The sequence below is a fragment of the Thermus brockianus genome, assembly GCF_021462505.1.
Lineage (GTDB): Bacteria > Deinococcota > Deinococci > Deinococcales > Thermaceae > Thermus > Thermus hydrothermalis.
In genome coordinates this window covers 1-14303 of sequence record NZ_JAKEDV010000014.1, presented here as the reverse complement: position 1 = coordinate 14303, position 14303 = coordinate 1, and the positions used below count along the sequence as shown (strand labels likewise).

The window sequence follows — 14303 nt, the reverse complement described above, 5'->3', positions numbered from 1 at the left end:
TCTGCCCATCACCCGGGTGTTGCGGGCGGTGGCGTGAGGTGAGTACGCAGATGAATATCCGAAAAGGGGGCCGAGGGTCCAGATCAAGTAGCACACGAAGGAATAGGCCTTCCTGCTCCTCCAAGAGGGCCTCCCGCTCCTCCAAAGCCCGCAGGGTCTCCGCCAAGGACCGCTCGTAAAGCCCCTGGGCCGCCTGCACCGCCAGGGCCTTGAGGGCCGGGGCCAGGGTCCGCAGGGTCCCCTCGATGGCGCTGCTCAGGGAACGCTCCCGGGCTCCCTCCGCCCGCAGGAGCTCCAGGTAGCGCTGCAGGGTGCTGAGGCTTCCCCGCCCCAGGTGCTGCCGCAGGGCCTGGCCCCCCGCCTCCTCGGGGGAGAGGCCAAGTTCCGCCAGGGCGTGCTTCACGTCCGCCAGGGTCACGCTGGGTGTGCGCGGCATGGTCACCTCCGTTTCGTAAGGTAATCGGGAAAAGTATTTTCTCCGGGGTTCATTACGCTTCCCCACCCCCTTCATTCCGTAATGGACCCCCCTCCAGTACGATTTCCCGGTGAAGCTTCACGACCGGGTGAGGAGGCGGTACACCCACTCCCTGCGGGCCTCCCGGTAAGCCTCCCGCTTGCTGGAGGCCTCCACGGTGTAGGGGCCTCCGGGGCCCTCAAAGGAGGCCACAAAACCCTCCGTGGGGTGGCGGGCCACGCTGGGGGCTCCGTGCCGGTCCCACCCCTCCGCCACCACGTCCGCCAGGAGGCGGGCCAGGGCCGCTGTGATCTCCTCCTCGGTCCAGGCGGGTTTGTCCGGGAGGTAGGGGCGCAGGAGGTCCCCAAGCCCCACCTCGTCCGTGAGGGGCCAATAAAGCGTCAAAAGCCGCCCCAGGGCGTGGATGGCATCTTGCTTTCTCATTCCCCCCTCCTCTGCTTGAGCCGCACCACCCGCTCCAGAAGTTCCGATATCTCCCCCTTGGTGAGCCCGAGGCCGGTGAGGGCCTTCCGCAGGCTCCTCCGCACCGCCTTGTCCCAGCGGTTGGCGGTGGCCGGGGGGAGGAAGCCCAGCCGGGAGGCCTCCCGCACCTCCCGGGTGAGGGCGTTTGTTCTGCCCACGAGCCTGCGGGCCTCCGCCAGGACCAGGGGCTTGACCCGCTTCCGGTCGTGGGGCCAGCGGAAGCTCCCCACCAGGCGCTCCATCTCCCTCTGCCGCTCCCGCACCCAGGCGGGGGAGACCAGGAAGCGGGCCCTCTGGGTCTTGTCCCGCCGCATCCCGCCCCAGGTGAGGAGGAAAGGCCCCACCCGCAAGGGGCGCTGGGCCAGGTCCTGAAGCTCCAGGTTCCCCACCCTCGCCTCCCGGGAGAGGACCAGCCACCCTCCCTCGGGAAGAGGGAAGGCCCGCAGGCCCTCCCGCTCCCGGGGAGGCCTCTCCCCCGGGGGGAGGAGGAGGCCGTAGCGGTAGCGGTTCCCCGGGTGGGCCAAGGCTCGGTGCAGGGCCTTCCAGACCGGGCCTTGCCAGGGGTAAGGGGTGCGGCCCATGGGGGAGAGGGTAGCAAGGGGAGACTCCCGCCTTGTCCTTTCCCGTAGGGAAGGGGAAAGAAGACCTAAAAGGGGGGAGGGGAGGGGAGGGGGGGGACGTAAAAAGGGTCGGATCAAGACCCTCCCCGCTATACCTACCTCGTGAGCCTGGCCCCCACCAGGTGCCCCTCCCCACCCGTCCCGCCTGGGCCGGGGAAAGCCGGATGCCCTAGTTGGGCCCGTCCGGTTTGGGGCGGGGGTGGTGCCGGAATCGAGGGCGACCCCGTGAAAGGCACCGTCCTATCGCCACGCATCTGGTGGTCGGTTCACACGGAAGGCGACCGTACGAGCCAGCCGTCGCCGTCGGAGGGGATGATCCCTGCACCACGAGGGGGTGGTGCGCCCGCCCATGGGTGCTCCGAGGGTGCCACAGGCCCGAGGGGTGCTGAGTCATGGGTCAAGTGTCGCGGGTTCTGGCTTCACAGCGGAACCCATGCGGCTAGGGCGACACCGAAGAGCCCCCACACGGGGGCCTGCCCAAGGGGCCTGATGAGGGCTTCGAACCGAGGGACGAAGGAGGCTGAGCCGAGCTCCCCCTGCGTGAGGGTTTTCCGGCCCTTACCCACGCACCCTGAAGGGGATCCCGCCCATAGGCGGGGTAGGCAAGGCTTCTGGACCCGGTGGGCTAGGTGTCTGACAACGCGGTGGACGGGAATGGCGACCCTGCCGTGCCCACGGGCGGCAATGCCGCACCGGGGTGTGTCCTCCAGCCCTGAACCCATAGGGGCTGGTACGCCGATGGGAGCGTGGCGAACCCCATCGGTGGCCGCGGGAAAACGGTCTAGGAGGCGGGGAAACCCGCTCAACGAGGACCGGATAAGCGGGGATAACGGCAGGGACGGAGCGGGTGAGTACCGTGGAAGCCAGGGAAACCTGGTGGAGGGAAGACCCGTAGCGGTTTGGGTAGGCGTGTGGGGATTCCTGGTGCTTGGTGGGGGCCAGGCCACCGGGAGGTCCCCCGGAGTGGACCAACCACGGCCATCCCGAGGCCCTAAATCGGGGGCGTGTCCCGGCCACACGGGGACAGCCACGGCCGTCCCGAGGCCGAAAATCGGGGGTAGAGCCCACCACACGGGCAGCAGACACCGCCCTGGCGGGTTGCCGTGCGAAGGAGGAAGACGGATTGAGTGAGGATCGGTGCGTGGATGCATGAGCAGATGACCTGACCTAGAACCCTCCAGGGCAGGAAGACAGAAAGCCCAAGAGAAGCCCCCCGGGTTTCCCGGGGGGCTTTGCCTTTTGCCGTGTGGTACACCGCACTTTCTCCCTGCACCAGCAGTACCGAAAGCCCCCGTCTGCACGGGGTGCACGGGGGATCCCCTCTTGCCTTTGGGAAGGGGTCGGTATAATAGCCCCCAACGGGTAGACCGGGCCCCCTGGGGGCCCAAGGCGGCAGGGCCGCGTGAGGACCAAATAAGAGGACCCCCGCTGGGAGGGGGCAACCTTGGGAGGGGTTAAACCCCGAAGGAGTCTTCGGTTAGTTTAGCCCCCTCCCAGCGGGAAAGGCAATAGGCGCCAAGGCGGCGCGCGGGGGAGTGCCGTCCCCGACGCGCGAAACGGGAGGGGTTTATGCCCCAAGAAGGAGTTGAAGGGAAGAGCTATAAAGAACAGCCGGAAGGACTCACCGAGCGGGGCCGGGCCTTCCTCGAGGCCCTGGCCCGGAGGAAGCGGGCGAGGGGCGAGGAGCTTCCGCCCCTCTACCTGAAGCTCCTGGAGGGGGCCGCGCCCCCGGAGAAGGGGGTCCATGAGCCCCCGCCCGAGGAGGCGCCTCCCCCGGAGGACCTCCGCCGGAAGCTCCGGGAGGCGCCGCCTTCCCCGGCCCTCCCCAACCGACAGGAGCTCTCCGCCTCCCCGCCCCCACCCGAGAGGAAGCGGGACGCCTGGAGCCTCGCCGACCGCCTCCTGGCGGAAGGGGAGCGGCGGGGCACCCTGCCAGGGCTTTCCGAGCGGGAGCGGAGGGTGTACCGGACCCTCCTCGCCCTGGGCCTCGAGGTCCTGGCTCAGAGGCTCGGCCCGAAGCCCATCCCGCAAAGCCTCACTCAGGTCACCCTCTTCACGGTGAACGACGCTCTGGCAACGGCCCTGGGTCTTCCCCCGGCCTCGCTGTACCGGATTCTGGCCTCCCTGGAGGAGAAGGGGCTCATCCGCAGACGGGCATGGCGTGCCCCGGCTACCCTCCAGGGCAGGACGGGGTTCTATGCTGCCGGTACCCTCTACGCAGTACGTCTGCCCCAGAGGGAGCGCCGTCCCCGCTTGGAGCCGGAGGACTTCCGCCACCCCTGGCGGGACCTGGAGGAGGATGTCCGGCGGGGACGCACCGCCTGGAGGCTGAGAGAGTCATATACAAATCCTCCTAAGGAGGATTCCCTGGTTTTGGAGTTTTTGCTTGGGTTTTCGTTATCCCCTGGCGAACTAGAAAATCCGTTAGCTCTAGACTCTCTCACCGCCCTGCTCCGAGCCAAGCCCCTGGAGCGCCGGGCCCTGGTGGCCAACCTGGCTGCCGCCTTGGCCCAGGAGTTCCGGGACCCCGGGAGCGTGCGCTTTTACGCCTGGGTCCTCTGGAACGCCCTCCGGGCGGAGCTCTACGGCCTGATGGAGGGGGCCCTCGAGGCCGTCGCCTGGGCGGTCCGGCGGGCGCGGGAGGCCGCGGCCAAGGTCCTCTGGAGCCCGAGGGGCGAGGGGGTCCGGCGCCCCGGGGCCCTCCTCGCCCACCTCCTCCGGGAGCGGGGCCTCCTGGAGCTCTTCCGCCAGGCCCCTCAGTGGCGGGTGGCCTAGCCCCGGGCGGGGTAACCTGTAGAGAGCCCAGCCAGGGCTTCGGGGGTGGTGCGTGTATCAAGACTGGCTGTTCAAGGACTGCCCCGGGGGCTGGCGCCTCCGCTACCGCCGGAACGGGGGCGGCTACGAGGCCTCCCAGGACGGGGAGACCTGGGAGAAGGTCCCCTCCGTCACGGAGATCACCGGGCTTCTCAACAAGAAGCTGCACGAGTGGGCCGTGCGCCAGGTGGTGGACTACCTTCGGGGCGAGCTCGTGCCGGGGCTCGTCCTCGGCCCCGAGGACGTGGACCGCATCCTGGACGGCGCGGCCAAGGCTCACCGTAAGGCCTCCCAGAGGGCCGCGGGGCAGGGGACCGACTTCCACGCCTGGGCGGAGGCCTACCTCAAGGGGCAAAGGCCTCCCTTCCCCGAGGAGGAGCCCCTTCGGGGGATGGCCCTCGCCCTGGCGGACTGGTGGGACGGGAACGGGGGCGAGGCCCTGCGCTCCGAGGAGGCGGTCTTCCACCCGGAGCACCGCTACGCCGGGCGGGTGGACCTGGTGGCCCGCTTTGGGGACAGGCTGGTGGTGGTGGACCTGAAGACCTCCCCCCAGGCCTACCCGGAGCACCTCCTGCAGGTGGGGGCCTACGCCCTGGCCCTGCGGGAGGAGGGGCTGGCGGTGGAGGGGGGCTTCGTGGTGGCCCTGCGGGAGGGGATGAAGGTGGCCGAGGTCCCCCTGGAGGAGGCGGGGGAGGCCTTCCTGGGGCTCCTGGCCGTCCACCGCTTCCTGGAGGGGCTCAAGGGCTCCTAGAGGGCGAGGCTTTGCGGGGCCTGGGCCGCCTCGGCCAGCTCCTGGGCGAAGGCTCGCACCTCCGGGGACACCTCCGCGTTCCCCGGGCCCCGCACCTCCGCCGCCCGCCAGCCCTCGGGGGCCCGCCAGAGGGCCAGGGTGGCCACGGGGCGGCCCTCCCCGTCCCGCAGGCCGAAGAACCGCTTCTCGCCCAGGAAGACCCAGGTCCAGGCCTCCCTCCCCAGGCAGTGCCCCATGGCCTTGCCCTCCTCCTCCAGGGCCTCGGGGGAGAGGAGCTCCACCGCCACCAGCCCCCCACGGGCGAAGGGCTCCGGGAAGAGGGGCTCGGGCCTCCCCAGGGCCCGCTCCGCCAGGGCCCTAAGCCCCAGGTTCTTGTCCCGGAGGGCGGCGAAGCGCCAGGGCTCCTCCAGGGCCCGCTTTAGGAGGGGAAGGGCCAGGAGGGCATCCTCCTCCCCCGGCCCGCGGCCCCAGGCCCGCAGCACCGCCACCATGGCCTCCTCCTGGGCGGGCGAGGGGTCCGGGTCCTCCGCCAGGAGGCCCAGGAGGAGGCCCCAATCCTCGTGGTCCAGCTCGCGCAACCAGGGGAGCCCCCGCCCGGGCTCCTGCAGGATCCCCGCCCGGAGGAGGAGGGAGAGAAGCCGGGAGAGAAGCTCCCTGGGCACCCGCCCTTCCGCGAAGGGAGGTTCCTTGCGCACGCCCCGGGTGAGGCTCGGGTAGGCCAGGAGCCAGCGGGCCTCCCCCTCCCCCCAGCCCTGGGCCCGGAGGAGGGCGTACCCCCGGCGCAGGAGCCCCCGGTAGGCCTCCCAGTCCAGGGAGACGTGCCCCAGGGAGAGGAAGGAGAGCAGGGCCTCGGGGTGGCGGCGCCACTCCCGGAAGAAGCGTTCCCCGTCCAGGGCCAGGAGCCTGCGGGCGTGGAGGTAGGCTGCTGGGTTCCCAAGGTGCCGTAAGACCTCCCAGGGCTGGAAGGCCTCGCGGAAGTCCCGGGAGGCCTCCTCGTCCCGGAGCCATTGGGCCAGGGCCCGGTCCACCACCTCCCTCACCCGCGAGGGGTCCAGGTCCAGGAGCCAGGCCCAGGCCACCGGGTCCCGAGGGGTGTGGGTCAGGGCGAGGTAGTCCCCGTAGGAGAGGAGGAGCCTGTACGCGGGGTGCCTACGCCTTGGCAGCTGCGGCGTCCCCTTCTTCTTCCCGGGCAGGAGGCGCTCCAGGACCTCCCAGGTCTCCTCGTAGTGGCCGAGGGACCACATCCAGGCCGCCCACGTATGGGCCCGCTGCAACCCTTCCCCGTAGGCCCACCCGTCCCCGTAGGGCAGGAAGAAGGCCCCCCCGAAGAGGTGGACCCCCTCGGGAGCCAGGCGGATGGCCCCGGAGAGGCGCTCCGGGGTGAGGGCCTCCGCGAAGGCCTGAAGCTCCGCCTCCACCTCGGGCGGGGGCGGGGCGTCCGGGGAGAGGGGCCCGGCCCCCTTTCCCGATAAAAAGCGGAGGGCGGCCCGGGCCCCCTCCAGGTCCACCATCGTCTCAAAGACCTTCGCCAGCGAAACCTCCTGGAACCACGCCTTCTTCTCCATCGGCAAACCTCCTCTTCCCCGCCCCTGGGGGTGGGGTCATGGCCAAGGGGGAAACCCAAACGAACCCCCGGCCCTCGCGGGGCCGGGGTTTGGGGTGCGCTTATTTATATCTCCATACCCTCAGCCAGAGCTTTTAGGCGCCAAATAAAGCGGATATGTTCCTACTTTACTCTAAGAGCTACGATCTAGGGCCAATTTTGAGTTCAGGTGTAGCATTGCAGTTAGGTAGGAATACAAAACGATGGCCCCGAGGCTGGCAGGAAGGAAAAGTAAAGTAGGCAGGATGGGCTCCTCCCTCCGGGTTGCTATGGGGTTAGAGCCCAAATGGGGGGAGGTCCGAGGGAGGCCGGAACATGGCCCGCCGACGGTAGACCAGCTGGTACCAGACGCGCTTGGAGAATTCGGTGAGTTCCTCGGGGTTTACAAGGCGGGATATAGTCCCGCGTTGTTCAAAGCGCTCGGCGATCTGTCCCACCCGTTCCTCGTCTCCCGGTTCCGGGGAAAAGCCGCCCCAGTCCTTGACCTTCCATTTCCCTTCGCTTTTTTCCAATGTAAACGCTCTCAAGTGCAAGATGGGGACGACCGAAATCATATCGCTGAGCTGGGCCAGAGGGGTGTTCTGGTACTCCCAGAAACCGACGACGAGGCCGATGTAAAGAACGTACTCCGTGAAAGCGCCCTGGAGGAGGTTGAATTCTTTGAATTCTCTTTCCCCTACCCTCGCGAGCACGTTCCCCTTCTTTTTCGGCTTGGCCATGAACCACACGAGGTCCCCGGGTTTCATCTTGGCCAGGGCAAGGGGGACCGGCGATGACGCGTCCTTATAGGTTGCCTCGTGCCCCTTGCGGTACTCCTCCAGGCACTCCGGGACGGCGTGGCCCGGGTCAAGTCGCCAACCGACGCCCACCACACCGTAGAGAAGGGCGTACTCCAGCGCGGCGGGATGGCTTTTCACATAGTCCTGCTCCATTAGGATCCTCCACACCGTGGGCGCCCATTCTTTGAATCCCTCAAGCTGGTCTTGGCACTTTCTTCCCATCGCTATTACCCCCTCTCGCTAACGCTTTTCTTCTCCCTTCCCCAGGAGCTTCTCCCGGGCCAGGGCCAAGGCCGTCCTGTCGGTCTCGGGGCGCTGGAGCAGGCCCTCGAGGACCCAGGGCACCAGGTCTTTGGGCAGGATGTACCAGATGGGGCGGCCGCTGCTTAGGGGCCCCCCCTTATCCTTGGGGTCCGGGCCGCCGTTCCAGCGGATGCCCAGGGCGTAGGGCCACACCTCCCCCTCGGTCTCCTCCTCCCTCCACCGGACCAGGGCCACGGAGTAGGAGTTCGCTCCCCCGTTGAAGAGGACGGCCACCAGCTGGAGGCGGCTTCTGGGGTAGATGACCTGGTTAGGGTCAACCATAACTTTCCTCAGTAGTTATGCTAGCTAGTTAGTCAAAGCCTGTCAAGCTTGACCGAAGCCATCCCTGACCAGGTGCGCGCTGAGAGGGATGCTCAAGCCCGCCCAAAGAACGCGTACGGGCTTCCCCTCCCCCAGCTACCCCCTCAGCACCCGCTTGTACCACACCTTGAGGGCCTCGAGGTCCCCGCAGACCACCGCCCGGGTGCCGTCGGGGTAGAAGCGCACCTCATAGCGCCGGTTGAGCTCCGGGAGGAGCCTCTCCACCCTGGGCCACCAGTCGGGGACCGCCTGGGGCAGGAGGACCAGGTAGTAGGGCCCCGTGCCCGCCAGGCCCATCACCTGCCCCTTGCCCAGGGCCGGGGGCCGGCCCAGGTCCGGGGGGGCGGGGTCCGGGGGCTCCTCGGGGGCTCGCCACACCCGCACCGGATCCCGGCGGGGGAGGGGCTTCCCCCCGGGCTTACCCCCCTTGGGGGGCTGAGACGGCTTCTCCAGGAGGGCCTTTCCTCCCGAGGGGGCCGGGGAGGGCTTGGGGGGCTCACCGACGGGAGGGGCCTCCTCTCTCTCCTCTTCCGGCTTGGCCCTCCCCTTCTGGGGCTCCAGGTAGGGGTTCTCCCGGCCCTGGATGGGGGGCGGGAGGGGCTGCCCCTCCTTCTTGGCCTGGAGGTACTTGCCCAAGGGCCAGGCCCTTTCCGCCAGGAGGTAGGGGCCGCCCAGCCTCCCCTCCACCCGGTAGGCCTTCTTGGGCTCCAGGCGGGCGGCGAAGCCCCGGGCCCGCTTGAGGCCCACTTTGAAGCCCTCGCCCCCCTTGGGAAGGATGAGGAGGACGAGCCTTTCCCGGTCGGCATAGAGGAGGACCCCCTGGACCACGGCCTGGGGCCCCTCGTAGGGCTCCTTTAGGCGGCTGGCCACCTGGAGGGAGAGGATCCTTCCCCCCTCGTCGGTGCGGGGCCAGAGGGCGAAGACCCCTTCCCCCGCCTCCCCCTGGGGGTCCTTGAGGGCCTTGCCCCCCAGGGCCACCGGCACCCCCCAGGGGAGCCTCTCCGCGTGGAAGAGGCCCTCCCTCAGGACGCCGGGGAGGAAGAGGACCGCCTGGTGGGGCGGGTGCGGGGGGCGCTTCTCCCGCCGCTCCTCCCCCACGCCTTCCCTCGTCCCTTCCTCCCCCGCGGGGAGGGCTTTCTGGGCCTCCACGGGCTCCGCCATCCCTTCCATCCTAGAGGCCGAAGCGCCGCAGGACCTCCCGGGCCCGGTCCACCACGCCCTTCCCCTTCTCGCCCGCCTTCTCCGGGGCTTCCAGGGAGCGGAGGAAGGCCTCGAGGCTCTCCCGGGTGATGCGGGCCGAGCGGGGGGTGGGGTGAACCACCTTGAGGCGCCCCGCCTTCACCAGCCTGTAGATCGTCGTCCGACCCAAGCCGAGGGCCTTGGCCGCCTCGCTGTAGGTCAAGAGAAGCTTGCCGTCCAGAGGGTCCTTTTCGGGGGGGTCCCCCTTGGCCGTGGGGCTCTCCCGCATGCCCCCATGGTACAGAAGCGAGGCGGAGAGTCTTGGAACTTCCTGGAACTTCCAGACATCCAGACTCTGGAAGTCTGTAAGTCTGGAAGTCTGTGAGTTTGTCGCAAACATCCGCCTTTTGTCGCAACCTTCCGCCGGCCGCCTGGTCCCTCGCCCGCCCTTTTTTCGGGGGTTTTCGCCCTCCCGGACGAGGCTCCCCTTCGGTCAGGGCTTCCCTCCTTCACTTCGCCAAACGAATCTTTTGCGAATGCTATACTTCGGGAAAGCGGGGGCGGGGGCCCTCGAGGGCACTCCGGGCCCGCCCCCCGAAGGAGGTCCCATGAGCCAGCCTGACCCCCACGCCGAGCTCTTCGCCCGCTTCCGCCGGTACCTGGAGATGGAGGAGGGCCGCTCCCCCCGCACCGCCAAGGAGTACGTGCTGGACTCCGCCCTCTTCTCCTCCTGGTACCGGGAGCGCTACGGAAGGCCTCCCCGCTGGGAGGAGATCGGGAGCCAGCACATCCGCGCCTTCCTGGCCTCCCGGGAGGTGAGCCCCTACAGGGCGGGGCGCGTCCTGGCCTCCTTAAGGAAGCTCTTCCGCTACCTGGCCGAGGTGGAGGGCCTCCCCCTCCTCAAGGACCCCACGGAGGGGGTCAAGCGGCCCAAGCTTCCCCGCAGGCTCCCCGTCTACCTCACCCCGCCCGAGGTGGCCCGCCTCCTCCAGGCGGCCTACCAGAACCGCTCCCCCCGGGTGGCCCTCCGGGACTGGGCCCTCCTGGCCTTCCTCTACGGCACCGGCCTCCGCCTCTCCGAGGCCCTGAGCCTCACCTACTCCGACCTCACCTATCAGGATGGTATCCCCCACGCCATCCGGGTCCGGGGAAAGGGGGACAAGGAGCGGGTGGTGGTCCTCTCCCCCACCGCCCAGCGGGCCCTCCACCAGTGGCTCAAGCACCGGAACCTGGAGGGCCACCCCACGAGCCCCTACATCTGGAGCCACACCACGGGGCCCAACCGGGGGAAGCCCTTCTCCGCCCGGGCGGTGGAGGCCATGGTGAAGCGGGTGGCGAGGCGGGCGGGGCTCAAGGACTGGCGGCGCATCACCCCCCACAAGCTCCGGCACTCCTACGCCAGCGCCCTGGTGGAGGCGGGGCGGGGGATTGACGAGGTGAAGGAGCTCCTGGGGCACAGCTCCATCAGCACCACCCAGATCTATGTCCATGTCTCCCGCAAGCGCCTCGAGGAAGCGGCCAAGGCGTTGCCGGATGTAATGGCGTGAATCAAGAGCAATCCTGCATCCAGGATAGGTCCCTTCCAATAACTAGCTCCCACTTTACTTTGTGATGGGCAGTTTTCATTGGAATCGAGCATAATTCAAACCCGTACCGGCTGGCCATTAGCTTAACCTCGTCTGATGCATTGTAAGTCATCAAAAAGTCTCCCCTAAGTGATTGGCATAGGGTGAAGAGAGCTTCGTGGTCAATTTGGTGGTATTTGTAGAGTCTCTTCCCTGGTTTTTGGGGATCCGCTGTGTAGGGGGGATCGATGAAGTATATTACGTCTTCGCGGTTTGCAAACTCTGACATCACTCTCAACCCGTCTTCGTTCCGGAAAATGATTCTATGAGCAACACGGGAGATGTCTATAATCCTCCTAGCTATGGTTTTTGGATACCATCTGGAAGAAATACCCTTTCCGTTCTCGCCGCGCTTCATCAAACTTGACCCTTTTGCAAGTATTCCTCCGCGCAAAACCCTATTTTTTACGATAGTTTGGAAAGCCTTCTCCTTTTTTGTTTGCGGGCTGCTGTTCAGCAACTCCAGAACGGTGTCTTTTGTCATTTTGAATGACAGAATTTGATTAGCCAACCATTCTGCTTCACCTTCTAAGATAATTTCCCATACAGCAGCGACTTCCTCGTCTAGCTCAACCATTACTGCTTGTGGGACTAGGTCCTCAAAAATGGCCGTAAGGCTTATAATTCCACCGCCAGCAAATGGTTCTACTAAGACACTAGGCCTCCTTCTCAAGCTAGTTATCCAGCGGCGAAACACAGGGACAAACCACGTTTTTCCCCCCGGATAGCGAAATGGGCTTCGCTGAGGGACAGAAGCCACGTTGATAAGTTGCGTGGGACGTGTTTCTCCCCAATGTTCGGGGAACAGCGGTACCTCTTCAATCCTCCTCATAGTGGTTGAGCAGCTCCTCTGCCAGTGTGCGGTTGTTCGGTGGGGTCTCTAGTTGCTCGTCAATCTTTTCTTGTAGCACCCTAATGAAGTCTTCTAGTTTGCCAGGTGACGGCGTGGTGATGGAATCTAAAGCGGGATCCAGCTTGGTGAAAACCTCGTCTACTTTCTTCAGATTGAAGCGTTCGTTCCCTTGCTCATCTGTTGTGAGTTCTAGGTCATAAATGAGCCATGCGAGGTCAGCATCAGTTTTAGGGACTGAGTGCATCTTGGGTAATGTGGCGAAAAAGCTTTTTTGAATCGCAACTGCGATTTTTTTGTTCCAACTACGCAAAATTCTCCCTTTGTAGAGTAATTGCGGAACCAGCCTCTTCCGAGACGAAGAAAGGTAGTCTGGACGGGGGAAATTTGACTCTTTGGACCAGTCTGCGTCCTGATAAGCTGTGGGATCTCGCATGTAATATTCAAACGGTGCGCGTATATTTCCCGAGATATACACCGCTTGAATTTCGAGAGCGCCGAAGTCTACAACTTTTCCACTCGTAGCATCGTATGCCACAAGAACAACATCGATATTTCCTGCGGGCTTGCCGTCGGCATCATTTAGACGAACTTCGGTCAAGGAGGTCCAGTTTGTGCCTTCGTTGAAGAAGAAGTGTGCGGCGTCTTCAGCAACGAGCCAATTTTGGCGAAATCGAATGGGGCAGGTGATTACAGGCTTATTTTCGTGGTAGATACTACATACCCCAAGAGGGTTGTTTGCTTTGTCTTTTGTGCAATTTGGTACCTTGTTATTAAATGGGCAAAGCCTATTCATCCGATGGCGCTTTGCGATTTCGGTGTTATCTGTTATTGTGTAGCCGAACACTTCTGCAAGAGGTTGTTTCTTTGTACTCATATTCGAGCCCTCCAAACTCACAAACCCTCCAGATTCATTGGGATTGGTCGCGGGATGTTCAAGTGGTAAATGCGCATCAGCCGGGGTTGTCCTTTGGGGATAGTTGATCTACATTGAGCGCTAACTGCTCGGTTTGCTGGAGTAATATGTCTACAGCCCATCTTATCAGCGTGTTCTCCGTGATCCTCTCCCCCTTCCCCTTCCTTTCCCGGTTCAGTTTCCTGGCCAGGGCGGTGAGGGCGTCCAACTGATCCGGGCGGAGGCGGCACTCCTTGCGGACGTAGGTCAGGTACTTGGGAGCGGGTTTGGGCGGTGGTTCGGGGGCTTCCTCCTGGGTGGGGGTTTCCGGGATGGCGGCTTCTGCCTGGGGGGCGGTCAGCGCCTCCGCCTCCTCCCTCACCAGCTCCGCCAGGCGCTTCCGCCTCATGCCCCCTCCCGCACCTCTTCCAGGGCCAAGGCCCCTTCCCCCAGCTCCCGCAGGAGCTCCTCCGCCACCCGCCGGTAGTCCGCCTCCCCCTCCCGGGCGTTGGGGCCCCGCCAGCGGGTGATGGGCTTTCCCTCGAGGGCGGCCCGCTCGTGGGCCTTGTAGGCCCGCACGAAGGCGTGGAAGGCGGGCACCCCGGCCTCCATGAGGGCGGTTTGGGCCTCGAGGGCCTCCCCCAAGCTCCGCGGATCCACCCGGGTCAGGAGGACCCGGTGGGGCACCCCAAGGGGGCGCACAGCGGCCCGCACGGTTTCCACCAGGGCCTCGAGGTCCAGAGGGGCCGGGGGCGTGGGCAGGAGGGCGAAGTCCGAGGCCCTCAGGACCGCCTGGAGGGCCTCCGAGCGCAGGGCGGGAGGCGTGTCCACCACCACCGCCCCGTATCCCCGCACCCGGCGCAGGCGCAGGAGCAGGTGGGGATCGGCCTCCTGGGCCAGGTCAAAGGGCATATCGCCCCGGCTGGCCCACCAGGTGGCCGAGCCCTGGGGGTCGGCGTCCACCAGGAGCACGGGGGTGCGCTCCGCCAGGATGGCGGCCAGGTTCACGGCGGTGGTGGTCTTGCCCACCCCACCCTTGCCGTTCACCACCGCCACCACCTTCAACCCCTCACCCCCTTGAGGGCCTCCAGGAGCTTATCCTCCCCGCCCAAAAGGCGGACCCCCTCCTCCCACGGCACCCGCCAGAGCCTACCGGCCCGCTGGCCCTTTACCTCCCCGGTGCGGAGCCACCTGCGCACCGTTTCCGGGCTGACCCTCAGGGCCTCCGCCAGCTCCTCGGGGGTGAGCCCCTTGAGGGCCTCCAGGAGCTTATCCTCCCCGCCCAAAAGGCGGACCCCTTCCTCCCACGGCACCCGCCAGAGCCTACCGGCCCGCTGGCCCTTCACCTCCCCGGTGCGGAGCCACCTGCGCACCGTTTCCGGGCTGACCCTCAGGGCCTTCGCCAGCTCCTCGGGGGTGAGGAAGAGGGGCTTGTCCACGGGAAGCATGCTAACCAAAAGACGCACAGGGCGCAAGGGGGGCAGACTTCCAGACTTCCAGACTTACAGACTTTGGAACTCTGGAACTTACAGACTTACAGAGTCCGGTACTTCCACCCCCCTTTCGGATATTCAATGCATACCCCCTTGACAAGCCAAAGGAAAAGGGGGCGCTTGGTGAGCTGTG

At 66.2% G+C, this 14303-nt stretch carries 16 protein-coding genes; 3 read left to right on the top strand and 13 right to left on the bottom strand.

The genetic code is table 11. The annotated features are described in order from the left end of the window. The 3 genes from LXN00_RS12390 to LXN00_RS12380 all read right to left on the bottom strand — a co-directional run. Window positions 1-436 (bottom strand): DNA-binding protein (locus LXN00_RS12390; RefSeq protein WP_234508671.1); only part of this gene is annotated, 436 nt, incomplete at its 3' end. A 117-nt stretch (window positions 437-553) separates the two neighbouring features. Next, complete coding sequence (locus tag LXN00_RS12385) at window positions 554-898, bottom strand: hypothetical protein (RefSeq protein WP_234508669.1); 345 nt, start codon at window positions 896-898, stop codon at window positions 554-556. Then, the gene (locus LXN00_RS12380) at window positions 895-1518 is read right to left on the bottom strand and encodes a hypothetical protein (protein WP_234508667.1); all 624 of its coding nucleotides are present in this window, start codon (window positions 1516-1518) and stop codon (window positions 895-897) included. The genes LXN00_RS12385 and LXN00_RS12380 overlap by 4 nt, the downstream gene beginning before the upstream one ends. Before the next feature lie 1608 nt (window positions 1519-3126). Between LXN00_RS12380 and LXN00_RS12690 the strand changes: the two genes are divergently transcribed. Further along, the gene (locus tag LXN00_RS12690; RefSeq protein ID WP_267962874.1) at window positions 3127-4332 is read left to right on the top strand and encodes a helix-turn-helix domain-containing protein; all 1206 of its coding nucleotides are present in this window, start codon (window positions 3127-3129) and stop codon (window positions 4330-4332) included. Between the two features lie 52 nt (window positions 4333-4384). Continuing rightward, window positions 4385-5122 carry a CRISPR-associated protein Cas4 gene (locus tag LXN00_RS12370; RefSeq protein ID WP_012477508.1) on the top strand — a complete coding sequence of 246 codons (738 nt, stop codon included), beginning with the start codon at window positions 4385-4387 and terminating at the stop codon, window positions 5120-5122. Here LXN00_RS12370 and LXN00_RS12685 read toward each other — a convergent pair. From LXN00_RS12685 to LXN00_RS12345, 5 genes are all read right to left on the bottom strand, one after another. Next, complete coding sequence (locus LXN00_RS12685) at window positions 5119-6687, bottom strand: hypothetical protein (RefSeq protein ID WP_093008637.1); 1569 nt, start codon at window positions 6685-6687, stop codon at window positions 5119-5121. The genes LXN00_RS12370 and LXN00_RS12685 overlap by 4 nt on opposite strands. Window positions 6688-7000: 313 nt before the next feature. Continuing rightward, a complete protein-coding gene (locus LXN00_RS12360) occupies window positions 7001-7657 on the bottom strand; it encodes a hypothetical protein (protein WP_234508665.1) in 657 nt (218 codons plus the stop codon). Window positions 7658-7744: 87 nt separating this feature from the next. Then, complete coding sequence (locus LXN00_RS12355) at window positions 7745-8089, bottom strand: hypothetical protein (protein ID WP_012477503.1); 345 nt, start codon at window positions 8087-8089, stop codon at window positions 7745-7747. A 135-nt stretch (window positions 8090-8224) separates the two neighbouring features. Further along, the gene (locus LXN00_RS12350; protein ID WP_234508663.1) at window positions 8225-9289 is read right to left on the bottom strand and encodes a hypothetical protein; all 1065 of its coding nucleotides are present in this window, start codon (window positions 9287-9289) and stop codon (window positions 8225-8227) included. Window positions 9290-9299: 10 nt separating this feature from the next. Further along, the gene (locus LXN00_RS12345; RefSeq protein WP_234508661.1) at window positions 9300-9596 is read right to left on the bottom strand and encodes a helix-turn-helix domain-containing protein; all 297 of its coding nucleotides are present in this window, start codon (window positions 9594-9596) and stop codon (window positions 9300-9302) included. Between the two features lie 319 nt (window positions 9597-9915). Here LXN00_RS12345 and LXN00_RS12340 point away from each other — a divergent pair, with 319 nt between their 5' ends. Next, window positions 9916-10854 carry a tyrosine-type recombinase/integrase gene (locus LXN00_RS12340; RefSeq protein WP_234508658.1) on the top strand — a complete coding sequence of 313 codons (939 nt, stop codon included), beginning with the start codon at window positions 9916-9918 and terminating at the stop codon, window positions 10852-10854. A 1-nt stretch (window position 10855) separates the two neighbouring features. Here LXN00_RS12340 and LXN00_RS12335 read toward each other — a convergent pair whose 3' ends face one another. From LXN00_RS12335 to LXN00_RS12315, 5 genes are all read right to left on the bottom strand, one after another. Then, entirely contained in the window at window positions 10856-11764 is a 909-nt protein-coding gene (locus LXN00_RS12335; RefSeq protein ID WP_234508656.1) for a DNA adenine methylase, read from the bottom strand. Next, complete coding sequence (locus LXN00_RS12330; RefSeq protein ID WP_234508653.1) at window positions 11751-12659, bottom strand: NotI family restriction endonuclease; 909 nt, start codon at window positions 12657-12659, stop codon at window positions 11751-11753. The genes LXN00_RS12335 and LXN00_RS12330 overlap by 14 nt, the downstream gene beginning before the upstream one ends. A 76-nt stretch (window positions 12660-12735) precedes the next feature. Then, window positions 12736-13086, bottom strand: a complete 351-nt coding sequence (locus LXN00_RS12325; protein ID WP_126209454.1) for an ATPase — start codon at window positions 13084-13086, stop codon at window positions 12736-12738. Beyond that, window positions 13083-13736 (bottom strand): ParA family protein, encoded by a 654-nt coding sequence (locus tag LXN00_RS12320; protein WP_326491145.1) that lies wholly within the window; start codon window positions 13734-13736, stop codon window positions 13083-13085. The genes LXN00_RS12325 and LXN00_RS12320 overlap by 4 nt, the downstream gene beginning before the upstream one ends. Window positions 13737-13738: 2 nt before the next feature. Then, window positions 13739-14116: a helix-turn-helix domain-containing protein gene (locus LXN00_RS12315; RefSeq protein ID WP_234508649.1), complete on the bottom strand. Its 378-nt coding sequence runs from the start codon at window positions 14114-14116 to the stop codon at window positions 13739-13741. Between the last annotated feature and the right edge of the window lie 187 nt (window positions 14117-14303).